The following is a 25965-nucleotide window of genomic DNA, read 5'->3' as shown; positions in this document are numbered from 1 at the left end:
TGTAAAAAGTTTTTATATATTTGCGTATATGTGATAAAATATAAAATGTTAAAATATCATATCCGGAGGTGCTTTATGTTAGGAAGAAAAAAAATAGAATGGGTCTCTAATTATATGCCCCTTTTAAATTATATTCAAGAAACTTATAAGGGAGTTTTTGATGGTGTGAAAATTGCTATGGGGATACACTTGGAAGCCAAAACAGCTTATCTTGCAATTACCTTAAAAAAATTGGGTGCGAAAGTCTTTGTAACAGGATGTAACCCATTATCTACACAAGATGATGTTGCAGAAGCTTTAGAAGAGTTTGGAATTATTGTTCATGCAAAAAGAACAAATGATGAAGGAGTATATTTTAAAAACCTTAATAAAATACTTGATTATGAGCCAGATTTAATCTTAGATGATGGAGCAGATTTGAGTGTAATTGTACATACAAAAAGAAAAGAACTTTTAAAAAATTTAAAGGGAATTTCCGAGGAGACGACAACCGGTGTTAGAAGATTGAAGAATTTAGAAGAAAATAAATTATTGTCAGTTCCAGCTATTGCAGTTAACAATGCAAAAATGAAACATTTATTTGATAATAGATACGGGACAGGTCAGTCAACATGGGATTCAATAATGAGAAATACAAACATACTAATTGCTGGCAAAAACATTGTTGTTGCTGGTTATGGATGGTGTGGTAGGGGAATTGCATTAAGAGCAAAAGCATTAGGTGCAAATGTTATTATTACCGAAGTTGATCCAATTAAGGCTTTAGAAGCGTTAATGGATGGATATAGAGTTATGAAGATGTCTGAAGCAGCTAAAATTGCGGATATAATTGTTACTTCTACAGGAATGAAAGATGTGGTAAAATTTGAAGATATATTAGCTATGAAAGATGGGATTATATTAGCAAATGCTGGGCATTTTAATGTTGAAATTCCTGTTAAAGAAATTGAAAAGCATGCAGATAAGATTTTTGATGCAAGGAATAATGTAAAAGGATATGTAATTAACGGAAAGAAGGTTTTTGTTATTGGTGAAGGTCGCCTGGTAAATTTAGCAGCCGCTGATGGACATCCTATTGAAATAATGGATATTTCTTTTGCATTGCAAACATTATCGTTAATTTATTTGAAGGAGAATTATGAAAAATTAGAGAATAAAGTTTATGATTATCCAGAGTCTCTTGATATCAAAGTAGCAAGTTTAAAATTAAAATCATTAGGAATAGATATAGATAAGCTTTCAGAAGAGCAAAAGGAGTATTTGAAAGGATTTTGAAAACATGGAAAAGATTTTGGTATTAAATTCACTTGATAATGGCTTACATTATGCAATAATTGAAAATAATAGATTGGTTGAACTTGCTTCTGATGAGGAAGAAAAGTTAACGGGAAATATTTATTTGGGAAGGATAGAAAGGGTTGTCAATGCCCTAGATGCGTTATTTGTAAATATTGGAACGAAAAAAAATGGCTTTTTGAGATTTAAAGATGTGCCAGAAAAATATTTTGAATTTTTCTCTCTAAAAAAATTAGAAAATGGTGGTAAAATTTTAGTTCAAGTAAAAAAAGATCCAGTAGGTGATAAAGGACCACAATTAACATCAAATATTAGTGTTGCGGGAAGGTATGTTGTTTTATTTCCATTTTCAGAAGTTGTCGGTGTTTCAAAAAAAATAGAAGATGAAGATGAAAGAAAAAGATTATATGATTTGGCAGGAAGGTTTTCAGAAAAATATAATTTAGGTGTTATAATGAGGACAGCATCTGAAGGATTAGATGAAGTGCATATAATGAGTGAGATTGATATACTGTCAAAGAAGATAAATAAAATTATTGAATCTTTTAAAAGAAAGAGGAAAGCTCAGGTTTTGTATAAAGAAGAAAATTTGTTAGATTATATTTTGAGAGAAAAACTTACAAAAGATGTAAAACTTATCATTACTAATAATTTCAAACATGTTGAGTTAATTAGAAAATACTTGAAAATATTTAGTAAAAGACCTAAGATAGAAATTATTGATGGTGATTCGTTTGACTATATGGATATTTATAAGTATTTTAGAGAGCTTTTAAAAAGGAAAGTTCTTTTGCCATCAGGCGGAGAAATTATTATTGATAAAGCTGAAGCGTTGACAGTAATTGATGTAAATTCTAAGCATTTTGTAAAAGGAAAAAATCAACAGGAAACTGCATTTCAAACAAATAAAGAGGCAGTTTCTGAAATTTTTAGGCAACTTAGATTAAGAAATATAGGTGGGATTATTTTAATAGATTTTATTGATATGGATTCTGATGAGAAAAAGAAATTGATTCTTAAACAGATTGATGAAGAAATAAAAAAAGATAAAAGTAAGATAGAAATTTTTGGTTTTACACGATTGGGTTTACTTGAAATGTCTAGAAAAAGGACTGTACGTTCATTTTTTGAAAACTATATTACAATTTGTCCTATTTGTAATGGTACTGGCTTTATTGTTTCACCAAAAATGACTTTAAAAAAGTTATATCAAAAGATAGAAGAAGCACCAGAGGACGCTAAAGAAGTAATTATTAAATTGCATCCATATTTTAAAGATAAATTAGAGAAGTCTGAACTAAAAAAGAGAAAAGATATAGTTTACCATATACATTTTACTTATCATGATCCGAAGTCTTTTGAAATAACTTGGAAAATATAAAGGGGGTATAGTATGGAAAAAATTAGACTTGAGTTTTTAGATGATGGAAGGGTTGTTGAAGTTGAAAAAGGTAGTACTCTTGAAAATTTTGTGGGAGATTATTTTAAATATTACAAATCTCCAATTGTTGCTGCGAAAGTAAATAATAATAATATTGTGGAATTATTTAGGCCATTAAGCTATTCAGGAAAAGTTGTATTTTTGGATGTGAATTCTATAGATGGATTTAGAATTTATCAAAGAGGTTTGTTGTTTATTCTAAAATATGTATTAAAGAAAATATATCCAAATCATTTTTTGAAAGTATCACATAGTATTGGAAAGTCAATATATTGTGAATTGAAAGATTTGAACAACAACCTAAAAGTTTTATCAGATGAAGAAATTGAAAATGTTAAGAGTAAGATGTTTGAAGTGATCAACAAAAATGAAAGATTTTTGAAAATGGAGTTTTTTAAAAGTGAAGCATTAAAACTATTTGATAAATTGGGATATAGCGATAAAGTTAATTTGTTAAAATATAGAAAGAAAAAAACAGTAAAGGTTTACAAATTAGATGAACACTTTGATTATTTTTACGGATATATGCCACATTCTACTGGTGTTTTGAAATATTTTGATCTGTTTAAGTATGAAGATGGATTTGTACTTGTTTTACCTGTTTTTAAGGATGGAAAAGCGATACTTGAGTTTAAACCTATGACTAAATTAAGTCAGGTATTTATAGAATACAAAAAATGGCTTGAAATTATGAATATAGATAGTGTAGGTGATTTAAATAGAGTAATTGCTAGTGGAGAAAGAAGTGTTACCGATTTAATTATAATGTCAGAAGCTTTGCATGAAAAGAAAATAGCTTTTATTGCAGAGGAAATAAAAAAGAAAAAGACTGTGCGTTTAGTGTTAATTGCAGGTCCTTCTTCAAGTGGAAAGACAACTTTTTCAAAGAGATTAATGGTTCAATTAAGAGCAAGTGGTTTAAGGCCTGTAACAATTTCGTTAGATGATTATTTCGTAGATAGAGAAAAAACTCCTGTTGATGAAAACGGAAAACCTGACTTTGAAGCTTTAGAAGCAATAGATGTTGAATTATTTAATAGAAATTTGTTGGATTTATTTGAGGGAAAGGAAGTTGAAATACCGAAATTTGATTTTACACAGGGTAAAAGAAAGAAAGGTAGAAAATTAAAAATTGAAAAGGATCAACCGATTATTGTTGAAGGAATACATGGCTTAAATCCAAAACTTACTGAACTGATTCCAGAAGAGTTAAAGTATAAGATCTATGCAAGTGCTTTAACACAATTGAATTTGGATAATACAAATAGATTGCATACTACTGATACAAGGTTATTAAGGAGAATAGTTAGAGATAGTAAATTCCGTGGGCATGATGCTTTGGCTACTTTAAGAATGTGGCCAAGTGTAAGACGGGGAGAAGATAGAAATATTTTTCCTTATCAGGAAAATGCAGATATTATGTTTAACAGTGCTTTAGTATATGAAATTTCAGTGTTAAAGATTTTTGCAGAGCAGTTGTTAATTGTAGTTCCAGACGATAAACCTGAATATTCTGAAGTAACTAGGTTATTGAAAATACTTGATTATTTTTTACCTATAACAAATATCGAAGACATTCCAAGAACTTCTTTAATTAGAGAATTTATAGGAAGGAGTGTATTTAAATATTGAGAAAAGTTTTTTTTATAATTTTAATTTTATTGACAACAATTTATTTTGCTACTATTGTCAAATTTGGTGATAAAACATGCAATATTGTAAAGATAGATTTTGAATCGATATATAATTTGTTAAATGAATATTCAAGCTTTTTGAATTTTGATATGCCATCTACTGGAACTATTTCATCATTTAAATATATAGAATGGAAGGGAAAGTTTATTTCCTTCTCTAATAATGTTGTTGTTCTTGATGAAGAAGCTTATACAAAAATAAGTTTTGATGATATTTTAAATTTTTTTGGAATTCGGTATATTGTTATTGGAAACACTTATCAATTAGCCGAGATGTTAATTGAGAAAGTTAGTGATTTTGGTGGATATATTCAAATAATTTATTTTGGAAAAGATTTATTAAATATCTCAAAAGTTGAAGGTTCAATAGTTGTTAATGTAAATGGATTGGTTTATTTTGAGGGAAAACTTTACAAAAATGGAGACAGGCTTTTTGTAAAAAAAGTGGATGGAAATTTTGAAGTAGAAATTAACAAAATCCCTGGTCGAATAATTATACAGTTTGTAAAAGAGTATGAAATAAATAATTTGATAATTAAGTTGTTTGGAGAAAAGATAACGAGTTATGATTCTAAAAGTTTTGCTTTAATATTCAAAGATTCGAAATTAAATACAGTGTTTGTTGGTAATTATACACCTGATTTTTCTGGAAATGATTGGAATGTTTTTTCTATATCGGATAAATTTGGTAAACTTATTGCGGAAAGATTTAATCTTAAGATTAGATATTTGAGTTTTGTTCAACTTCCAAAGGATTTGCCCGGAATTGTTATTTTTACACCAAGCAATATATGGAAAGAAATAGAAAAGTTTTTACAGGAGGAAATTGAATGAAAAGATGTATTTTAATTGTTTTACTGATTGTGACTTTATCTTTTGCCTCAAAGATTGCCTTTATTAAAAATAATGATATAATCTTCTTAGAAGCAGGAAAGGTGAATTCCGTTGAATTAGTTTTTAAAAAATTGGCGACGTACAATTTATCTTCTGGATTAAAGACGTATGTTCCCAAAAGTATATTGAATGCTTATTATTTTGTAGATACTGCTCTTATTGTTGATTTGAGCTCAAATAATATACAAAATTATTCTGTTGATGAGGAAGTTTTATTAGTTTTGCAGATTTTATATTCATTATTCGAAAATGTCCAGGGAATTGATAGAATATATTTATTGGTTGACGGTAAACAAAGTGATATTTTTATAAAGAATGTTAATATTTATTTTTCATTTCCTAAAGAATTATATATAAAGAAGGGGGAGTAGGTATGGCTGAAAAATTTAACTTACAAGATAGGTTTTTGAATATTTTAAGAACTAGCAAAATACCGGTAAAAGTCTATCTGGTTAATGGATTCCAAACGAAGGGTATTATAAGATCATTTGATAATTTTACTATGTTATTAGAGAATGGAAATCAGCAAAATTTAATTTACAAACATGCAGTAAGTACTATAATGCCTGAATCTTTTGTCCGATTGACAAGCAAGCAACAACAAGAAGGAAAGGACAGTGATGAAGAAGAATAAGCAAGTTTTAATTGCAGGAATTTATAAAAAGTTTGTTGATGAATCGTTTTATGAATTAGAACAATTATGTAAAACTTTAGGCTGGAACGTTTTTGATAAAATATTTCAAAAAAGACGGACTCCTGATGCAAGATTTTACTTTGGGAAAGGTTTATTACTAAAAATAAAAGAGTTAATTGAAAAAGGTGAAATAGATTACTTAGTAATTGATGATGATATTACAAATATTCAGAGGCGAAATATAGAAACGATTTTATATAAAAAAGTTTATGATAGAACTGAGGTAATCTTGGAGATTTTTTCTAAACATGCAAAGACAAAAGAAGGTAGAATACAAGTTGAAATCGCAAGATTGCGATATTTGATGCCATATTTGGTAGGAAAAGGTAAAGAGTTATCAAGGCTTGGTGGTGGAATTGGCACTAGAGGACCTGGGGAAAAAAAGTTGGAGTATGAAAAAAGATATTTGAAAAGAAGAATAAGTACTTTACAAAATAAGTTAAAAATGATAAAAAGGAATAGAGATATTCAGAGGAAAAAGCGGTTAAATTCAAATTTACTTAAAATTTCAATTGTTGGTTATACAAATGCAGGAAAAACTACTTTATTATCTAAATTGTCAAAGCAAAATTTATATTCAAAAGATGAAATGTTTACAACGTTAGCACCAACAAGCAGAAAAGTAATGTTGCCATCTGGTAAGTTTGCGGTGTTCTCCGATACAGTAGGGTTTATTCGAAAAATGCATCCGTTGATAATTGAGGCATTTTTATCTACTTTAGAAGAAATAATTTATTCTGATTTAGCTTTGGTTGTTGTAGATGTATCGGATGTGAGTTTTAGAGAAAAAATAAAAGTTATTTATGAAACTCTTGAAAAAATTGGCGTAAATTTAGGTAGAACAAAATTGGTTTTTAACAAGATTGATCTTTGTAATTCAAATTATTTGAAAAATTTAGAAAACGAGTTTAAAGATGCAATTTTTATTTCTGCAAAGAAGAAAGTAAACTTTGATTATTTACTAAATGAAATTGACAAAGTTAGACTTAAGGAGGTAAGTATAAAGAAATGAAAAAATTTTTTCAAGTCATATTGTTACTTTTCTCATTTTTATCGATTGCAAATTTTATTCCTCCAGTGGATGATAGTTATTTAACATCTTCTTTTGCTGAGTTTAGAAGTACGGGTAACCTTCCACATTTTCACGGTGGAATTGATTTTAGCACATTTTCAAAAGAAGGAATTCCTATTAAAGCTATTTATGAGGGGTATGTTGTAAGAATTGAACTTAATGATCCAATTTATGGAAATGTTATTGTGTTACAACATCCTAATGGTTATCGTTCTCTTTATGCTCATTTAAGTTCATTTAATTATATAATCCAATCTATTGTTGATGATCTTATAAAAGAGTTTCCAAACGAAAAGATTGTTGTAAGGTTTCCGGAGGATGAAATACTGTTTGCCCAAGGAGATATTATTGCATATTCTGGTAAAACAGGCGAAGCGGTAAAACCACATTCGCATGTTGAAATAAGGAATCATGATGAAACTATTTTGTTTGATCCTTTGGATTTTATTAAGATTAATCCCCCGGATGGGAATATTGTGTTAAAAGAATTAATAATTAATGGTAAAAAGGTAGAATATCATAAAGATGCTGTGTATACTTTTTCTGGGGAATTTCCTAAAATTGAAATTAATTCTTATTTAAAAGTTAACAGTAATTTATTAGGTCTTAAAGAAATAAAGCTTTACATTGCAAATAAATTGGTGTATCATATAATTCTTGATGAGATACCTTTGGATATATTTTACAAACCGTATATAATCTATACAAAAGATTCAATAGCTGCTGGGTATATTTATAAATCATATTATAGATTATATCCGGAAGCTGTTGGAGGTCCAATTAAAGTAAATAATTTTCCAACGTTGAATACTAATTTAGCTTTCTTTCAAGTAAGGATTGAGACTTATGATCCATGGGGAAGGAAAAAGGAGTTTAGTTTTAATTTAAAACGGGAGATGTGAGTATGTTTTTTAAAAGAAAGAAAAATATTGAAAAAAATCCGTTTTATAATGACAAAAACGCATTAGTAATTTATTTTAAATGTGAAAATTGCGGAGAGGTTTTTAGGAGTCATTTGCGAAAAGGATATGATTTTTTAGTAGAGTATGATAGTGCAAGCGTTGCGTACAAAATCGATAAGGTGTATGTTGGTTCAAAGTGTCCGAATAAAATTGAAGTTAGAGCACAATTTACTGGTTCATATAAACCAGTAAGTTTTGGTATATCAGGAGGGAAGTTTATTTCAAAAGAAGATTTTGAGAAGGAGGTTGAGCGATGAGAAGGCTTTTTACTAGCGAAAGTGTTACCGAAGGTCATCCAGACAAGGTAGCGGATCAAATCAGTGATGCTATCTTAGATGCGATGTTGGAACAAGATCCCAGATCAAGGGTAGCTGTCGAAACATTAGTAACTACGGGAATAGCTATAGTATCTGGTGAAGTTACCACAAGGGCATATGTTGATATCCAAGATATAGTAAGAAAAACTATTATGGAAATAGGGTATACAAGAGCAAAATACGGGTTTGATGGAGAGACTTGTGCGGTACTTTCCTCAATTCACAGCCAATCACCAGATATAGCTATGGGTGTTGATAAAGCTTTAGAAGCAAAAGAAGGAGAATTAAATGCTCAAGATGACTTAGAACTTGTTGGCGCAGGAGATCAAGGTATGATGTTTGGTTATGCAACTAACGAAACAAAAGAATTAATGCCACTTCCAATAATGCTTGCTCATAAACTTGCATTAAAACTTTCAGAAATTAGAAAAAGCGGAACAGTTCCTTTTTTAAGACCTGATGGAAAGACGCAAGTTACAGTTGAATACGATGAAAATGATAGGCCAGTAAGAGTAGATACAGTTTTAATTTCAACGCAGCATGAGCCTAATGTGACAATTGCTGAAATTAAAGAGGCTTTGGTAAAATATGTTATTGATCCAATTATTCCTGAAGAATTAAGGGATGATAATTTAAATATACTTGTTAATCCAACTGGAAGATTTGTTCTTGGAGGGCCTTCTGCAGACACGGGATTAACAGGTAGAAAAATTATTGTAGATACATATGGGGGTGCAATTCCACATGGTGGAGGAGCTTTTAGTGGTAAAGATCCGACAAAAGTCGATAGATCTGCACATTATTTTGCCAGATATGTTGCAAAAAATGTTGTAGCTGCCGGTTTAGCTGATAAATTTATGATTCAAGTGGCATATGCAATTGGTAAAGCAAAGCCTGTTTCAGTAATGATAAATACGTATGGAACTGCAAAAATAGATGAAGATAAAATATTAAAAGCTGTGCTTGAATTATTTGACTTTAGACCAGGAGCAATCATAAAGAAGTTAAATCTTTTAAGACCTATTTACAAAAAAACAGCAGCGTATGGACATTTTGGAAGAGAACTTGAAGAATTCACATGGGAAAAATTAGACATGGTTGACGAGCTAAAAAGATTATTATAGTTGAGGAGGTTGAAAGTATGCCAAATATAAAGTCTGCAAAAAGAAGAGTAAAAATTTCTGAAAGAAATAGATTAATAAATAAAGCATATAAAACCAGAATGAAAAATTCTATTAAAAAAGTTTTATTAGCTTTAAGCGAAGGAAAAACTAAAGAAGAAGTAGAGCAACTTTATAAAATTGCTCAGAGTGCAATAGATAAAGCAGCAAAAATAGGTGCTGTACATAAAAACGAAGCTGCAAGAAGAAAATCAAGATTAATGAGTAAGATTAATAAACACTTTGCCATAGAATAATTTGGAGGTGTATCATGGCATTTCATTATACTATTGAAATGTTGTTGAATGATCAAAAAGCAAATGTTATAATGAATAACCAAGAAATTATAGAAATTGCAAGAACTAATCAAACGGAAATTAAATATGATAACGGTAAACTTGTATTAACTTGTGCTCCAAATCATGATATCGACGAAGAATTAGTAAAGAAGATTTTGAGTGTTGTAAAAAGTACAGTTGTTGCAAATGCTTATTTAATTGATGGAAAAAGTAAAGTTGAGATTTTTAACGGAAAACTCGATCCAAAAAATCCATTTGGCACATCAAATGAAGAGTTTGAGGAAAGAACAATTGAAAGTTTAGAAGAAGAGGATGGTATTACAATTGATGAAGATTTAGAAGATTTTTTAAGATATACGGATGAAGAAGAATAAATAATTAAATCCCCCATCGGTTTGATGGGGGATTTGTTTTATATCATACTTTTAATAGTTTCTTTTATTTTTTCACTATCAAGTCCGTAAATATTAAACAGATATTTGCTATTTCCAGAAACAGGGAATCTATCTATTCCTACTTTGATAAACATATCCGGTAATATTTTTAAATTGAATAATTTAGATTCGATTAATGTTCCAAGACCGTTGTACACGTTGTGGTCTTCGACTACTATTACTTTGTTTCTTGCATATCTTGAAAGAGCTTCTTCATCAAGATCAAAAGGACAAGAAACATTTAGTAAACCTACATTAATTCCTTCTTTTGCAAGTTCGTCTACAGCTTTTAATGCGTGTGGTAGCACTGAACCTAAGGTTATTATTACTATATCCTCTCCATCTCTTATTACATCAATTTTTCCGTACTTGAATTCATAATTTTCATCAAAAAATAGAGAACCATCAGGTTTTGTGATGGAAGAAACCTTGCTTCTTCCCATAGCTACAACGTAATTTCCATATTGAGAAGCAACATATCTTACAACTTTGTCAGTTTGATTTGGATCTGCAGGTACAATAACTTTGAATCCAAACCATGCAAGTGGAGCAGAAATATAGTTTAATGCATGATGTGTTTTTCCATCTTCACCGACATCGACGCCACAATGTGTTACAACCACTTTTAGATTTGTATTGTTTATGGCGTTTAATCTGTGCTGATTAAAAGTTTCATCAATTCCAAATACTCCAAAATCTGCAAAGAATGTTACAAATCCTTCAGCACTTAAAGCACCAGCAAGAGCTGCTGCATTATGTTCTTGAACACCAATTTCAATTAATTTCTCAGGTTTTATTTTATCAAGAATGTCTAATTTTACTGATGATTTAAGGTCGCAGTCAATAGCTACGACATTATTGTTAAGTTGAGCAAGATCAGCAATAGCATTTCCTAAAGCAGTTCTATTATCTGTTTTTTCTCTATATATTTTAGGATTGCCAGTATCAATGTTAATTTCATACTTTAATTTCAATTGTTTGTGTTCGCGAATATCAAGTTTTTCTCTCATTTTTATGTATTTTTCAATATCTACTGAAAGCCCAAGTTCACTTATTGCTTTTTCGTATTCATCTAAACTCAAAGGTTTACCGTGATATTTTGGAGTATCTTCCATAAAGCTTACACCTTTTCCAATAATGGTGTGTGCAATTATCACTGTAGGTTTTTTATCGTTTTTTGCAATTTTTAGTGCAGATATAATTTGTTCAAAATCATGTCCATCAATTTCAATAACATTCCAATCTGCAGCTTGATATTCCTCTCTAAGATCTACATACATTATGTTGCTAGCTCTACCACTTATTTGAATATCGTTATAGTCAATTATAACTGTTAAGTTATCTAAATTGAATTTTCGTGCAGTTCTTCTTGCTTCTGCAACTTGGCCTTTGGCACTTTCACCATCGCTCATTACCACAAAAACATGATAATTTTCCTTTTTTAATTTACCAGCAATCGCCATTCCAATACCAGCAGATAACCCTTGACCTAGATTACCTGTGGTCCATTCTACTCCGGGAATTCCCCTGGTAATGTGTCCTTCAAAAATACTTGATGGATGCCTAAAACCTGCAATAACCTCATCTCTATTAACGAATCCATATGCTGCAAGAGTACTATATACAGCTGGAGAAATGTGACCATGACTTACAACTATTCTGTCTCTTTTTTCATTCCAAGGATCATTTGGAAAAATGTTTGCAAATGAATACAATGAGACAAGTAAATCAATTGAAGACATGGAACCGCCCGGATGACCTGAGGCTGCAACCGTTGTCATTGTCAAGATGTCTGCTCTACATTGTCTAGCAATTTCTTCAAGATTTTTAATCAAATTCATACACCTCCTTTTATTTTTCAATATAATTATACCAAAAATATTAAACTTGGTCTTATGAAAAGACAAATTTTAAGTAAAAAAATTTTATTAAAAATTAACTGTGATATAATATTAATCGAGGTGAGAAGATGGATGCCTTGGGAAAGATTTTTAATACTACTGTTGTGGTAACTATGAATGTAGATAAAAGAATAAATGGTATAACTGTTGCATGGATTACTAGAGTTTCGATAGAGCCAAGGTTAATTGCAATTTCAATTGGAAAAGAGAGATACAGCTATTCCTTGCTAAAAAAATCAAGGATTTTTGGAATCAATATCTTAAATAATAAACAAAAAGAACTTGCGATACATTTTGGAAGTAAGAGCGGAAAAGATTATAATAAATTTGAGAGTGTTGAGTTTTCATTGAGTAAGAATAGTATACCTATTCTTGAAGATATAGTTGGATATATTGAATGTGAATTAAAATATATATATAATGCAGGGGATCACTCGCTCTTTATTGGAGAAGTAATTGATGAAAAAGTATACTCTAAAGATACACCTTTAATATACGGTGAACATAAAATTTTGGAGGGATGTTAATGTTTGAACACTATTACACAGAGAAACCAACTAGTAAACTTAAAATTAAAGAAGTAATAATCAATTTAAAAAACGGACATATTTATAAATTTAAATCTCCTAGTGGTGTATATTCTTTTGGTAAAGTGGATAAAGCTACAAAAATACTAATTGAGAATGTAAGAATAAGTAATGGTAATATACTAGATATTGGGTGTGGTTACGGAATAATTGGTATAACTTTGAAAAAGGAAAATCCAGATATCAAACTTTACATGAGTGATATAAATGAAAGGGCTGTGGAGTTTGCAAAAATAAATGCGAAAGATAATAATATTGCAGCAGATATAAGGAAAGGTTATTTGTTTGAGGTTTGGGAAAATGAAAAGTTCGATCATATAGTTTCAAATCCACCTATTGTTGCTGGAAAAAAAGTATGGATGGAACTTATAGAAAAATCTTTAGATTTTTTAAATGATGGAGGTACTTTACAGTTAGTTGCTTTTCATAATAAAGGTGGAAGAAGGATTAAAGAATATATGAAAAGTATTTTTGGGAATGTGGAAGAATTATGTAAAGAAGGAGGTATTAGGGTTTATCTTTCAAAAAAAGTATGAATATAACTTTAAAAAATGTAAGTTATGTTTATAATCCAGATACTCCATTTGAAAAAAAAGTTTTAGATTCCATTAATTTAAAAATAGAAAATGGTGAAACTATATTTGTTATAGGTAAAACAGGAAGTGGAAAAACAACATTGCTTTATTTACTTGATTTTTTAATTAAGCCAACTAGTGGAGAAGTTTTAGTCAATGATTTTGAAAATCCATTTGAAAGGCCTTATGAATATAGAAGATACATTGGTTTTGCTTTTCAATTCCCAGAAAAGCAGTTTTTTTCGGAAACAGTTGAAGATGAAATATACTTTTCAATAAAAAATTTTAGAGTTGATAATCCAGAAAAAAGATTTAATGAAATAGTTCACTTTTTTCAACTTCAAGATTATTTGAAAAAATCTCCGTTTCAGCTTTCTGGGGGGGAGCAAAGAAGGATTGCGTTAGCAAGTGCTTTAGCTCATGATCCTAAAATTTTAATTTTGGATGAACCAACAGTAGGATTAGATAGGAAAAACGAAAGGAAAATAATAGAATATTTAAGAAATTGGAAAGATTCCAAAGGAAGGACTTTAGTTATTGTAACTCATGACATTGAAAAATTTTCGGATTTTAATGGAAAAGTTTATAAACTTATTCATGGAAAATTAATAAGAAAGGGGAATAAAATTGAAATTTGAGTATCAAGCTTACAATAAGGATATGCAAAAGGTAAAAGGTGAAATTGAAGCAGCGAATTTACAAGAAGCTTTATCAAAATTGAAGTTAAACGGATTATCCGTTGTTGATATTAGGGAAGCAAAGATAAGGAAGGAATTTAAAAATATTTTTGGTATTCCATTAAAAGATATAGTATTTTTTACAAGACAACTTGAGACTATGATAAAAGCAGGTTTAAGATTACGAGAGGCAATACATATTTTGTCAAACCAAGAAATATTTTCAAAGAGATTTAGAAAAGTTTTGCTAAATGTTGTTAATGAATTGGATGTTGGAACATCCCTGACAGATGCTTTTAAAAAGCAAGGAGTGTTTGATAACGTTTTTATTAATATGTTGAAAGCGGGAGAGGAAGGCGGAGTTTTGGAAGAAACTTTAGAAAAATTATCTAATTATTATGAAAATTTGAATAGAACGCAACAACAAGTAAAATCTGCAATGGTATACCCAATTTTTATTCTCAGTTTCGCAGTTATTGTTGTTTTGGTAATTAGTTTATTTATTTTACCAAAACTTTTTATGGTATTTGGAAATATTCCAACATCTGGATTGATTTCTACTCTTGTAAGGCTTAATAAGTTGTTAACGGAAAATGGTTTTTTAGTTGCTGTATTTTCTATTTTGTTGTTTTCCGGGATTTTTCTGTTTTTGAAAACAGAATATGGAAAAAAATTAAAAGATTTTGTTGGAAATCTATTTCCACCTATTAGAAAATTGAGAGAAAAAATAACGTTTGAAAGATTTTCAAGAACTTTTGGGGTACTTGTTGGGAGTGGTGTTTCGATTATTGATTCCTTGGAAATGGCGGCAAGAGCTTCTAATAATAGAAAATTTATTTCAAAAATAAAAAATGTAGAAGAAAAGGTTAAAAGTGGAAATTCTCTGAAACAGGCTTTAAAATCTGAAAAGGTTTTTCCACAAATAATTTATGAAATGATAGGTACAGGTGAAGAGACGGGTAAATTGGAAGTGGTAATGGAAAAAGTGGCGGATTTTTTTGATGATCAGATACAACAAGATACGAAAAAATTATTATCAATGCTTGAGCCAGTGATGATAGCTTTTGTTGGGCTTTTTATTGCATTTTTGGCATATGCTATGTATTCAACTATTTTCCAAATGCAATCAACTTTTGGAGGATAATATGACATATATTGAATTAATGGTTGTACTTTTGATTAGTGTAATTATATTTTCTATTAGCATAATTTCTGTTTTTAGGATGTTAGATAAAATGATATTGAATGAGGAATTATTTAAGACTATTGTTTATTGTGGATTGTGGAAATCAAATGCAGATTATATAAAGTATAAAGGAAATAAAGTTTATATTTATTATACATTTTTCAGAAAAGAGAATGTGGGGATTATAAAGGAAATAGATTTTGGAAATTATTTTGAAAGCAACGAATTAAGAATTATTCCTTTATATAGAGTAACTGGAGGAACTTTTGGAAAATATAAAGTTGAACCTATAGTGTTTGATATTTCAGGGGAATAGGAGGGGAATTTTGATAAAAGAACTTTTGGGAAGAAGGGTTATTGCTGTTGATTTTCATAGTGAGAATGATATTTATTTTGGAGCTCTTGAATATTTTTTTGGTAAAAGTAAAGTATTATTTTTAAAAGATTGGGAATCTACTTTTGAAATTACGGTGGATGATTTTGTCATTGTTAACATACCGTGGGATTATATTTTAAATTTGAAAATTGATTTACCTTCCGTGAAAAACAAAAAAGAGCTTGAAAAGTTAATATTACTTGAAATTTCCCAAAGTTTGGGTGTTCAACCCAATGAGTTTTTTTTCGACTACATACTTAATCCTAATGGAAAAGCAAATGTTTTTATAATTAAAAAAGAGGATTTTCATGCCTATTTTCAAGTTTTGTCCCAAAGAAATATTCCCGAACCTGACGTTGTTTATCCTGACTTTTTAAAGGAATCTTTAATGTTCAATAAACTTCCGGGATATAATATTCAGTTTTTTATTAATAAAAATTCTTCTGGAATTTTGGTATTTAATAATTCAGAGTTAATGGAAATTAGATATTCTGATTTTAACTTAAATAACTTAAGTGGAATACTTTTAGATGAACTTGGTTATACTTTATACGAGTTAGAGTATTTAGATGATGAAGATTTAATAAATGATGGTAAGACGTTTATAACGGGTATTTTTAATGATTTGTTATCTTTAATTGAAAGGGAGATATTTGTTACTGTGAATTCGATGGATGAGAAAATTGGAATTGACAGTATTCAAACGATACAAATAGTAACAGATTCAAATATTTTGAATGAATTTATACGAGAAAGGTATACTGAATCTTCACTTTTGTTGAATAGATTTTATTTTCAAGATTTAAGTAAAATATTAAGAAATTATAGGTATCTTGGGGTTTTGGGGCTTTTAAAAAGAGGGGGGATAAATTTTGGAAAGGTTGAACTTGTATAATCAAAAAGAAAGGTATATGTCTTTGAAAAGATTTTTATTTTATATTTTTATTATTCTCGTACCTTTTTTTTCAACTTTTTTTCTTGCGCAATTTTGGTTATATTTAAGTATCTCAAATACAATTGAAAAATATCCATTAGTTTTTAACAATATTACATTTTTAGATCCTTTAGAGATTCCAAATATTATTGAAAATAAAATTAATGAATACGATTCAAAATTAAACATTATTGTTAATAAAATTACTTATTATAAAAATTACTTGAATAATGTTTTTTATTCGAAATATTTTTTGCAAATGTTATTTGATTTCTTTAATACGAAAAAAGAAGACTTTTTTATAAAAAGTATAAAATTCGATGGAAAAAAGTTTAGCATTTTGTTTTATGAATATTCAAATGTTCCTGAAGATTTTGAAAGTGTTATCAAAAATCTCAGTAAATTTTACAAGAATATAAGCATAAAGCTTAACGATACCAAGGTTTTGTATAGCGATTTTAAAATGTTTGAATTTATAATGGAGGGAGAGTTATGACAATAAAACAAAAATATGCCATGTTATTTTTTTGGGGAATGTTTTTTGTTTTATTATTTGTTTTATTATTCAATATTTTTGTGGTAAAAATGAATTTTATTAGAAAATTCAAATTTCAAACAGAGCTTTTGAATTCAAAAATTCAGCTTTATAATAATTTTGATATTAACTTTAAGCAACTTGAAAATATTATTAAAAATGATTCTAAAGATTTTTTGTATACATTTTCCAATGAAAAATATTTTTCAATGTATATGGAAGTACATAAATTCGAAGAATTTATGCATAAATTATTGAATTCAAAAAGTATTCCAATTGAAGTTTTGAATGTAGATGTAAAGACAGATTTTCCAATTATTTTTAAAAAAGATGCGAAACTTGACGTGTATTTTCATATGAAAGTTGGTGATATAATTGAATAAAAAATCTATTTTAATTATAATAGGAGCATTTGTAGTTTTAATATTAATTTTCTTTTTTCTATTTAGAAAGGATTATTCTAGTGAAGTTCAGACAAAGCAATATATTATTAAAGCAAAAAATGACTATACTAATTTCAAAATGGTCAAAAGCGTTAGTTGTTTTGTTCCGTTTTATTTTAAAGTTACTATGGATGCAGAACATTTGAAGAATTATTCAATAGTCAATGATTTGTATTACGTTGGTTATTATAAGGAAGATGAAAAGGAATTTATTTACTTAAAAAATTCAAATGGAATTATTAAAGTTGATCCCAAAGAAAATGTTTTTTTGGATAGGTACTATACCTTAAATGTTAGTAATAAAAGTTTAATAGTTTTAGATATCAACGATGGTAGTATTAAATTAATTGTTCCAGAAAAGATAGGGGGGACTTATTGATGAAAAAAATTGTTATTTTGGGATTATTGATTTCTATCATTGGTTATTTATATCCAAATATAGTAAATGTTGATTATTATTCATTGGAGAACAAACTACAAGTAGTAGTAGAATTTGATAGGGAAATCTCACCATCAGAGGTAAGATTTAATTGGAATGATTCAAGAACGGTTTATTATGTTGAAATTGAAAATGAAAATCTTCAAAGTGCATTTTTACCTGTTTCTAAAGGTCCATTAGAAGGTATTCAGTTGACACCTACAAGAAATACAGTAGCAATATTCTTTTTTACAATAGTTCCAGTAAAAGCAGACTGGTATGTTGTTGGTAACAAAATTGTAGTTAATTTTCCGCACAGCGTTGTGAATCAAAAATTTAGCTTTTCTTTTTTAAATGCACCGTTAGATGTGGTAATTAGAGAATTTTCCCGTGCATTAGGTATTAATATTTCATTATATGAAGGAGTTAGAGATACGGAAGTTAATTTAGATGTAAAGAATGTTGAGATAGAAAAAGCTTTAAGGTTGTTGTTTTTAAACAATCCTAACGTTTGCTATGCATATGGACCTGATGGTACTTTGTATTTAGGCCTAGAAGATGAAATAAAGAATAATTTTGCAATGTATTGGCAAATTTATGATGGTGAAATTAGTGCAGAAAGGATAAAAGCTCTTTTAAGTTCTGGAACTTTCATGAATTTTTTAAAGGATAAAAGTAAAGTATTTGTATATGGAGGCATTAGAGAACATAGGTTAGTTTCTGATGCAATCTCTGTAAGACCAACTAAATCATGGTATTACTATTCATATACGGTAGATGCGAATATTGTTGAAAATTTTTTAAATAATATTTCTACAATATATGATTTTAAGTATGTTGTACTTGCTTCTTTAAAACAAGTAGCAATTTATGCAAATTCTGAGGTTGCCAATACCGTTGGCTATCTTGTTTCAACTTTGAAGGATGTGAATGCACTAGATTATGATGGAATGATTGATGTTAAAGTAAAATATCCAGAAAGAATTGTTCAAGTTCTTGAATCTTTAAACATACCGTATAAAGTATTTGGAGGAATAATAAAAGTTCCAAGTTTTTACAAGGAAATTGTGGAAAGACTAAACAATGATAGAAGTATAGGAAATCCATACAGAATGGTATTTGAAGATATAAGTTTAAAAACTGTTAAAAATGCGATGGATTATTTAGGGATAAGTGAAAATAATGGTAAGGTTATCGAATCAAATGGAAAAGTTTTTGTTACTTTATTTGTAACTGAGGAAATTTACAGGAGGTTCAATCAATTTGTCGAAATTTCAGGAACTAAAACTGCAAAGGTAAAAGTTAGTGATGATAAACTGAAAAATGTTAGGATTATGAAAAAATTTGATGATGGAAGTGTATTAGTTGAAGGGAAAGAAAAGGTAATTGAAGAACTAATGAAAATTTCTAAGAAGGAAAGAAGATATGTTGTAAAATTAACACCGTTTGATCCGCCAAAAGATTTAATAATTTCCATGGTAGACGCAACACCAGTCTTTCAATCTGATTATACTATAGTGTTTGAGGGAGTTGATGATTCAACAATTTCTGAAATAGAGAAAATTCGTGATCAATTTGGAAAGCAAATAGTTGAACTTAGAAAAATAGAACCAGAATCAAAAAAGATTTTAGAAGATTTATTTAATGTAAATGTATATGAATTAAAAGACAAGGTTTACATTGAAGGAGATAGGGCTAAAGAGGCAAAAGATTTTTATGAAAAAAATATTGGAACGATGTATATTGAGGAAGTAAAAGTAGATATCGAAAATTTTGATGAAATTAAATCAATATTCAACGACTTATACAATGTTACCGCAAAGTATTATCCTTTAAATAATCTGTTAATTCTTAAAGGTGAGAAAAATAATGTAGAACAGGCCAAGAATTTTTTGAGTGAATATAACTTGGAAAAAGAAGTTAAGTTATTTAATGTGCCTTTTTCAGAAAATATAAAGGTAATTATAGAGAGTGTTATACCAGACTCTAAGGTATATGATTTGAATGGTAAATTGTTAGTATTTGGTGATAAGAATATGTTTGATGAAGTTGAGGATTTATTAATGAATGTCAATCAGAATAATTCAATTGTTGAAATAAATACTGATATTGATAATTTAGAAGAATTTGTGAAGTTTAACTTTGGAAATAAGATTGAGATTTTGAGATTAAATGGAAAAATCTTTGCAAAGGGTAATTTGAATGATTTAAATGTACTAAAAGAAAAATTGAGGAGTTTCGAACAAAGTTTTGTTAGTGTAGAAAATGGAAAAATAAATATTAATGTTAAAGATTATAATTTGAAAAATCTAATTGATAAAATTTTTTCAAAGTTTAATCTAGATATTATCTTTGAGTCAGAGATAAATAAACATGTTACATTAAATGTCGCAGAGATTACTTTAGATGATTTTATTAATTTTTTAAATGAACAAGGTGTCAATGTAAGAAGAAAAGAAAACATTATGTACTTCAACGATAATACAAAAAAAATTATGGTGAAAAATGGCTTAATTACAATTAACGCTACCAATGCAACAATAGTTGAAATTTCCAGAAATGTTTATCCAAAATTTGGTTATGCAGTTATTGTGGACTCTGTAGATGATGATTTAAATATTGTATTGAATAATGCAACTTTGAAAGAATTTGAAAATATATTGTTAAAAAAGGTTGATATAACTAAAGAAGGAAGTTTGGTATATATAAAACCCAAGGGGAAAGTAGAGGAAAAAAATAATGTTGTGGAATTTAAAGATGGAAAATTTAATATTAATGCCGAAAATGTTTCATTAAGAGAGGTAATAAGACAAGTCGTAAAAGGATATGGCTATTCTGCGGTGATTTCAAAGGATATTAATACTTTAGCAAATCTTTATGTCAATGATTTAAATTTTGATAGTTTTGAAAAGATATTAAACAACTATAATATTGAGGTAAAAAAAGAAGATGGTATTTATGTCTTTGATTTATTGACAAGTGAAGGAACAAAAACAATAAATACTTTTACGTTTTCAGTTCCTAAAAATGTTGAAAAAATCCAAAAATTGATAGAATTTTACGGCGGGAACTCGTTTGTTGATTCAGCTGCAGGCGTGGTTATTGCGACGGGAATTGATGCGAAGATTGCAGGAGAAATCAGAAATTATATTGAAAAATATTTGAATTCAAAATTAGCTTTAATTGAAGTTAGGGTTGTTGATGAAGAATTTACTAATTCTCTTGATTTAACTTTAGGCGAGTTAACTTCGAATATTGGGAATTTATCAAAAGATGGATTTGATATAACATTAACTTTGGGTGAAATGTCTTTAGAGAAGATAGTTGAAAAATTGCTTTCAGTTGGAACGGTGAATGAATTAACATTAAAATTAAATGGGAAGATCAACGCTACTGATAAAGATACTAAAATACTTGCAAGCCCCAATGTTGTTGCCAAAAGTGGGGAAAAAGCAAGTATTTTAATTGGAGATAAAATTCCTATAGTTTTAACTACTGCTGAAAATACACAAGAGATAAAGTATATTGAGTCTGGTGTAACTTTAGAAATAACACCTTTTGTTAATGCTGATAACACTATTGATTTAGAATTAAACATAAAGGTAAGTAGTTTTGATTGGGATGTAAAAAATGTTTATGGTTTAACGTTACCATTAGAAAGAACTAGAGAATTTAATTCGAAAATTTCATTGAAAGAAAATGAAACATTAATTATTGGCGGATTGACTCGTGAGGAAAATTCTAAAACAGAGAGTAAAGTACCGATTTTGGGTGATTTGCCTATAATCGGCAAATTCTTTAAAACAGAAAAAAATGATCTAGTAAAAAGAAATATAATTATACTTATCTCAGCAAAGGTTGTGGAATAATGAAAAGAACGATGACTTTTGCGGATAAGTTTTATCCAAAAAGCCCTGAAAAATTGAAGAAATTTTTTGAAGTTTATGCTGAAAAGGTAAAATTAGAATTTTCAAATAACAATTTTGGAATGATTTTGCCACATGCTGGTTATGTATACAGTGGTAAAACAGCTTTACTAACATTAAAAGAATCATTTCGTTTTGGAAAACCTGAAAGGGTAATTATTTTGGGGACAAATCATACCGGAACAGGTATTGGAATTTGCTCTGTGTGGGAAAGAGGCGAATGGGAAACTCCTTTTGGCAATATTGCAGTTGATGAAAAAATAACTGAAAAATTACTGAAATTCGATATATTCGTTTCTGATTATGCAGCACACACAATGGAACATTCTATAGAAGTTATACTGCCATTTTTAAAATATTATTACGGTGATATAAAACTTGTGCCAATTGTTTATAATTTTCCAAGTCATTTATACACGATGAGAATCGTGGAGATATTAAAAAAACTTGAACTAAAAAGTACTTTAATTATTGCTTCATCTGATTTAAATCACTATGATCCACACGATATAACAATGAAAAAAGACGAAATTTTTATTGAAAATATTTTAAAACAAAATGTTGAGGAATTATTTAAACTTAGTAAAAAGATAACAGCATGTGGAACAGGTCCAATTGCTGTTTTGCTTAATTATTTTAGCAATGTAAAGCTTGTATATCATACAACTAGTGCTGAGTTTTCGAATGATTATAATTTTACAGTTGGGTATGCAGGTTTTGTGTTATGGTAAAGAAAAATGACATAAAACACCTTGTAGTAATATTTATCGTTTTTTTAGTGTTAACTACAGCAATTTTTCAGCAGAAAGAGATTATACAAAAAAGCGGAGAGAAAACCAGAAAATATGCGGAACAGATAATAGATATAAATTCCGCAACTTTTGAGCAACTTGTATCATTGCCGGGTATAGGTCCGACCAAAGCAAAAAGTATAATTAATTATAGAGAAAAGGTAGGAGAATTTTTATCTATTGATGATTTATTAAATGTTTCAGGCATCGGGCCGTCTACATTGAAAAAAATAAAACCATTTATAAAAATCAAGACTGCAAATGTTATTACAAATAGTCCATCTGGAAGTGAAGATGTAAAAATAAATATTAATAATGCCAGTGTTGAAGAGTTAATGAAACTTCCAGGTATTGGCAAGGTTAAGGCTCAGGAAATAATAGAGTTCAGGAAAAAGTTTGGAAATGTACAATCTTTTGAAGATTTATTGAAAGTAAAGGGTATAGGCAAAAAAACTTTAGAAAAAATAAAACCATTTATTGAACTTTAGACTGATTTAGAAACATTACCAAACTAATTATCGAAATTAAAGCAATTAGTTGGAAAAGGTTATAATAAGTCAGCATCGAAGTAAAAATTAATATAACTGAAGTTATAAAAACACCTAGAGTAATTTTAAATGAATTATTATAAAACAATGCGATTAGAAAAATTATAGCGATAATGTTCAATAGAAAACTAATAAATAATCTTGTATATTGGACTTCAAAACTTGGAACACTAGGCCCGCCTGGGATTCTTCCTGGAATTTTTAAAATCCAAGTATACTTTATTATCCCTTTTCCGTACAAAGCAACAATAGTCATACTTAAAATCAAAAGTATAATTGTTGAAAGTATCAATATTCTTTTCAATATCTCACCTCACTCCTGTTAAATATTATATCATTTATTGACATTAGAAGTATAATTTGGTAGAATTACTATTGAGAATGAGTTTCAATAAATTGGAGGTGTGGAAATGACATTAGAACAGGTACCGGAATGTACGAAAGTGAAAATTTTATCAATAAGGGATTCTATAATTAGAAATAGAATTTTAGGATTAGGAATAGTTCCTGGTTGTATTGTTGAGGTAATTAGAACCTCACCTTTGGGAGATCCGAGAATGTATAAAGTGTTTAATAAAATGGTTTCTTTGAGAAATTCTGAGGCAAAAATAATAGAAGTTAGTTTAATTGATGAATCAATCCCATTAATTTTTGCATCTGATGGTGAATATGAAGTTGTAGAATTATGTGGAGGAAGAATGTTTAGAAGAAAGATGGAGCTTTTAGGTGTTTATGTAGGAAAAGAAATAAGTGTAATAAATGGAAATATTAAATTAAACGATGAAGTTATTAATATGGGGGATGGTATGAAAAAAAAGATAATTTTAAGGAGGTTATGATATGGTGATATCAGTAGCATTGGTTGGAAATCCAAATGTTGGTAAAACTAGTATTTTCAATAGACTTGTTGGTGCAAGACAATACGTTGCAAATTGGCCGGGGGTTACTGTAACAAAAATTGAAGGGGCGACTGAGTGGCGCGGTAATACTTTACATATAATTGATTTACCTGGGACTTATTCATTAACTTCAAAAACTATTGATGAACAAGTAGCTAGAGACTATTTATTTTTTTCTCCACCTAATGTTACTGTGTTAATAGCAGATTCATTGAATCCTGAACAAAGTTTTTATCTTTTAATAGAGTTATTAGAAATAACAAATGATGTTATATTAGTTATGAATTCAATTGATGAAGTTAAAAATAAAAAGATAAAGATAGATAAGTTTGAATTGGAGAAACATTTTGGTGTGCCTGTGGTGTTTACTTCGGCAAAAACCGGAGAAGGTATTGATGAATTAAAAGATAAAATTGTTGAAGTTGCAAATGGAAAGCATACTAAAAAGGTTTTATTTGATTATCGTGAATTGGAAAAGCAAATAAGTATGGTTATGGATAAAATTCCTGAAAATGTTTTTAAAAATAAAAGATATGCAGCACTGAAATATTTAGAAGGTGATGAATTTTTTAAAGAAAAAATAGATAAATACGTAAATTTTAATAATTTTAATAATTTTGCTACTGAAATTTCTAAAATAAGGTATGAGTATGTAAGTTATATAATAAAAGAGGCATATAGTGGTATAGAGCTTGCTAATGTAAAAAATTTAAGTTATAAAATTGACCATATTTTAACACATAAATTTTTTGGTATTCCAATATTACTTCTTATCTTCTATTTTGTATTTAAATTTACTTTCGAAATAGTTCAACCACTGTCAGATTTTTTAGATATTGCTTTATCGAATTTTGCTGAATATATAAAATCATTTGGTGACAACATGTTTTTTGCTCTAATTGCGGATGGTATTATTGGAGGTGTGGGTGGTGTTCTGGTGTTTGTTCCAAATATTTTTGGATTATTTTTAATGCTTGGAATTTTAGAAGAATCAGGATATTTGCCGAGAGCAGCTTTTGTATTGGATAGGATTATGTATAAATTAAAATTATCTGGAAGGGCTTTTATGTCATTAATTTTAGGTTTTGGATGTAATGTTCCGTCTATAATGACTGCAAGAGGATTACCTGATGAGAAAGAAAGGATTGGAACAATTATTTCGTCTCCATTTATAAGTTGTAGTGCAAGATTACCTGTATATATAATGATAATTAGTATTTTCTTCCAGGGGTATAAAGCGGAAGTTCTTTTTAGTATTTATCTTATAAGTATATTATTAACTGCTTTTTCTGCGTATTTTGTAAACAAGATTTTTTTCAAGGGCGAAAATGTTCCACTAATAATGGAACTACCAAGATATAGAATCCCAACTGTAAGGAATATTCTAATATATATGTGGAATAAAGGAAGTCATTTTTTAAAGAAGGCAGGAACAATAATTTTGGTTACAAGTATTGCTGTATGGGCATTAACATATTTTCCAAATAATGGTAATGTTGAAACTAGCTTTGCATCTTATGTGGGAAAAGGTTTAGCATATGTATTAAAGCCACTTGGGTTTGATTGGAAAGTAGGAACCGCTTTGTTTTTTGGAGGTGTTGCAAAGGAAGTAATTGTTTCAACCTTTTCTATGTTATATGGCTTTTCAGAGGGGGATGTTTTATCTGCTAAATCTGCACTTGCAGCTTCTATGAATCCTTTAACTGCATATGCATTTCTCATATTTGTTTTGCTTTATATTCCTTGTTTTGCAACCCTTGCAACCATTAAATCTGAAACTGGAAGCTGGAAATGGATGATATTTTCCATTATGTATAGCTTTAGTTTAGCGTATTTATTTTCATATATTATTGTATTCTTTGGAAAAATATTTATTTTTTAAAATACATGTAAATATTTTTTATTT

Annotated in this window: 28 protein-coding genes; 26 read left to right on the top strand and 2 right to left on the bottom strand. The window is 28.7% G+C overall.

Going from position 1 to position 25965, the window contains the following annotated elements:
- The first annotated feature begins 75 nt into the window (after positions 1-75).
- The 12 genes from TMEL_RS09025 to TMEL_RS08970 are packed head-to-tail and all read left to right on the top strand — an operon-like array spanning position 76 to position 10203.
- Positions 76-1275 (top strand): adenosylhomocysteinase, encoded by a 1200-nt coding sequence (locus tag TMEL_RS09025; protein ID WP_012057963.1) that lies wholly within the window; start codon positions 76-78, stop codon positions 1273-1275.
- A 4-nt stretch (positions 1276-1279) separates the two neighbouring features.
- Positions 1280-2677: an Rne/Rng family ribonuclease gene (locus TMEL_RS09020; RefSeq protein ID WP_012057962.1), complete on the top strand. Its 1398-nt coding sequence runs from the start codon at positions 1280-1282 to the stop codon at positions 2675-2677.
- A gap of 12 nt (positions 2678-2689) precedes the next feature.
- Positions 2690-4369 carry a nucleoside kinase gene (locus tag TMEL_RS09015; RefSeq protein WP_012057961.1) on the top strand — a complete coding sequence of 560 codons (1680 nt, stop codon included), beginning with the start codon at positions 2690-2692 and terminating at the stop codon, positions 4367-4369.
- A complete protein-coding gene (locus TMEL_RS09010) occupies positions 4366-5265 on the top strand; it encodes a DUF4941 domain-containing protein (RefSeq protein ID WP_012057960.1) in 900 nt (299 codons plus the stop codon). Before TMEL_RS09015 ends, TMEL_RS09010 begins: the two co-directional genes overlap by 4 nt.
- On the top strand, positions 5262-5696 hold the full coding sequence (locus TMEL_RS09005; protein WP_012057959.1) for a GerMN domain-containing protein: 435 nt from the start codon (positions 5262-5264) through the stop codon (positions 5694-5696). Before TMEL_RS09010 ends, TMEL_RS09005 begins: the two co-directional genes overlap by 4 nt.
- Before the next feature lie 2 nt (positions 5697-5698).
- Positions 5699-5959: an RNA chaperone Hfq gene (gene hfq / locus TMEL_RS09000; RefSeq protein WP_012057958.1), complete on the top strand. Its 261-nt coding sequence runs from the start codon at positions 5699-5701 to the stop codon at positions 5957-5959.
- Positions 5946-7031 carry a GTPase HflX gene (hflX, locus tag TMEL_RS08995; RefSeq protein WP_012057957.1) on the top strand — a complete coding sequence of 362 codons (1086 nt, stop codon included), beginning with the start codon at positions 5946-5948 and terminating at the stop codon, positions 7029-7031. Before hfq ends, hflX begins: the two co-directional genes overlap by 14 nt.
- The gene (locus tag TMEL_RS08990; protein WP_012057956.1) at positions 7028-7993 is read left to right on the top strand and encodes a M23 family metallopeptidase; all 966 of its coding nucleotides are present in this window, start codon (positions 7028-7030) and stop codon (positions 7991-7993) included. Before hflX ends, TMEL_RS08990 begins: the two co-directional genes overlap by 4 nt.
- 2 nt (positions 7994-7995) lie before the next feature.
- Positions 7996-8310: a hypothetical protein gene (locus tag TMEL_RS08985; protein WP_012057955.1), complete on the top strand. Its 315-nt coding sequence runs from the start codon at positions 7996-7998 to the stop codon at positions 8308-8310.
- Positions 8307-9494, top strand: a complete 1188-nt coding sequence (metK, locus tag TMEL_RS08980; RefSeq protein WP_012057954.1) for a methionine adenosyltransferase — start codon at positions 8307-8309, stop codon at positions 9492-9494. Before TMEL_RS08985 ends, metK begins: the two co-directional genes overlap by 4 nt.
- Positions 9495-9511: 17 nt before the next feature.
- The gene (gene rpsT / locus TMEL_RS08975; protein WP_012057953.1) at positions 9512-9787 is read left to right on the top strand and encodes a 30S ribosomal protein S20; all 276 of its coding nucleotides are present in this window, start codon (positions 9512-9514) and stop codon (positions 9785-9787) included.
- A 14-nt stretch (positions 9788-9801) separates the two neighbouring features.
- Complete coding sequence (locus tag TMEL_RS08970; protein WP_012057952.1) at positions 9802-10203, top strand: hypothetical protein; 402 nt, start codon at positions 9802-9804, stop codon at positions 10201-10203.
- A gap of 38 nt (positions 10204-10241) precedes the next feature.
- Here TMEL_RS08970 and TMEL_RS08965 read toward each other — a convergent pair whose 3' ends face one another.
- On the bottom strand, positions 10242-12104 hold the full coding sequence (locus TMEL_RS08965; RefSeq protein ID WP_041426119.1) for a transketolase: 1863 nt from the start codon (positions 12102-12104) through the stop codon (positions 10242-10244).
- A gap of 128 nt (positions 12105-12232) precedes the next feature.
- Here TMEL_RS08965 and TMEL_RS08960 point away from each other — a divergent pair, with 128 nt between their 5' ends.
- Genes TMEL_RS08960 through TMEL_RS08905 form a run of 12 tightly spaced genes read left to right on the top strand, consistent with a single transcriptional unit; the run spans position 12233 to position 23100 of the window.
- A complete protein-coding gene (locus tag TMEL_RS08960) occupies positions 12233-12691 on the top strand; it encodes a flavin reductase family protein (protein WP_012057950.1) in 459 nt (152 codons plus the stop codon).
- Positions 12691-13287, top strand: a complete 597-nt coding sequence (locus TMEL_RS08955; protein ID WP_012057949.1) for a class I SAM-dependent methyltransferase — start codon at positions 12691-12693, stop codon at positions 13285-13287. The genes TMEL_RS08960 and TMEL_RS08955 overlap by 1 nt, the downstream gene beginning before the upstream one ends.
- Positions 13284-13964, top strand: a complete 681-nt coding sequence (locus TMEL_RS08950; protein ID WP_012057948.1) for an ATP-binding cassette domain-containing protein — start codon at positions 13284-13286, stop codon at positions 13962-13964. The genes TMEL_RS08955 and TMEL_RS08950 overlap by 4 nt, the downstream gene beginning before the upstream one ends.
- Complete coding sequence (locus tag TMEL_RS08945) at positions 13954-15147, top strand: type II secretion system F family protein (protein WP_012057947.1); 1194 nt, start codon at positions 13954-13956, stop codon at positions 15145-15147. Before TMEL_RS08950 ends, TMEL_RS08945 begins: the two co-directional genes overlap by 11 nt.
- 1 nt (position 15148) lies before the next feature.
- Entirely contained in the window at positions 15149-15505 is a 357-nt protein-coding gene (locus TMEL_RS08940; RefSeq protein ID WP_012057946.1) for a hypothetical protein, read from the top strand.
- Positions 15506-15515: 10 nt separating this feature from the next.
- Positions 15516-16460, top strand: a complete 945-nt coding sequence (locus TMEL_RS08935; RefSeq protein ID WP_012057945.1) for a hypothetical protein — start codon at positions 15516-15518, stop codon at positions 16458-16460.
- Positions 16438-16995 (top strand): hypothetical protein, encoded by a 558-nt coding sequence (locus TMEL_RS08930; RefSeq protein ID WP_012057944.1) that lies wholly within the window; start codon positions 16438-16440, stop codon positions 16993-16995. The genes TMEL_RS08935 and TMEL_RS08930 overlap by 23 nt, the downstream gene beginning before the upstream one ends.
- Positions 16992-17417, top strand: a complete 426-nt coding sequence (locus TMEL_RS08925) for a hypothetical protein (protein ID WP_012057943.1) — start codon at positions 16992-16994, stop codon at positions 17415-17417. The genes TMEL_RS08930 and TMEL_RS08925 overlap by 4 nt, the downstream gene beginning before the upstream one ends.
- Positions 17410-17856 carry a hypothetical protein gene (locus TMEL_RS08920; RefSeq protein ID WP_012057942.1) on the top strand — a complete coding sequence of 149 codons (447 nt, stop codon included), beginning with the start codon at positions 17410-17412 and terminating at the stop codon, positions 17854-17856. Before TMEL_RS08925 ends, TMEL_RS08920 begins: the two co-directional genes overlap by 8 nt.
- Positions 17856-21764, top strand: a complete 3909-nt coding sequence (locus TMEL_RS08915; protein ID WP_012057941.1) for a type II secretion system protein GspD — start codon at positions 17856-17858, stop codon at positions 21762-21764. The genes TMEL_RS08920 and TMEL_RS08915 overlap by 1 nt, the downstream gene beginning before the upstream one ends.
- On the top strand, positions 21764-22552 hold the full coding sequence (gene amrB, locus TMEL_RS08910) for an AmmeMemoRadiSam system protein B (protein WP_012057940.1): 789 nt from the start codon (positions 21764-21766) through the stop codon (positions 22550-22552). The genes TMEL_RS08915 and amrB overlap by 1 nt, the downstream gene beginning before the upstream one ends.
- Positions 22546-23100 (top strand): ComEA family DNA-binding protein, encoded by a 555-nt coding sequence (locus TMEL_RS08905; protein WP_012057939.1) that lies wholly within the window; start codon positions 22546-22548, stop codon positions 23098-23100. The genes amrB and TMEL_RS08905 overlap by 7 nt, the downstream gene beginning before the upstream one ends.
- Here TMEL_RS08905 and TMEL_RS08900 read toward each other — a convergent pair.
- Positions 23087-23464, bottom strand: coding sequence for a hypothetical protein (locus tag TMEL_RS08900; protein WP_049750444.1), 378 nt, complete (start codon positions 23462-23464; stop codon positions 23087-23089). The genes TMEL_RS08905 and TMEL_RS08900 overlap by 14 nt on opposite strands.
- A 106-nt stretch (positions 23465-23570) precedes the next feature.
- On the opposite strand from TMEL_RS08900, the gene TMEL_RS08895 reads away from it, so the two are divergent.
- Both TMEL_RS08895 and feoB read left to right on the top strand, forming a co-directional pair.
- The gene (locus TMEL_RS08895; protein WP_012057938.1) at positions 23571-23999 is read left to right on the top strand and encodes a FeoA family protein; all 429 of its coding nucleotides are present in this window, start codon (positions 23571-23573) and stop codon (positions 23997-23999) included.
- A 1-nt stretch (position 24000) separates the two neighbouring features.
- Positions 24001-25941, top strand: coding sequence for a ferrous iron transport protein B (feoB, locus tag TMEL_RS08890; RefSeq protein ID WP_012057937.1), 1941 nt, complete (start codon positions 24001-24003; stop codon positions 25939-25941).
- Positions 25942-25965: the final 24 nt, after the last annotated feature.

This window comes from Thermosipho melanesiensis BI429 (assembly GCF_000016905.1).
GTDB lineage: Bacteria > Thermotogota > Thermotogae > Thermotogales > Fervidobacteriaceae > Thermosipho > Thermosipho melanesiensis.
Note: the sequence above shows the minus strand (reverse complement) of the source record. Positions and strands in the feature narration are given on the sequence as shown.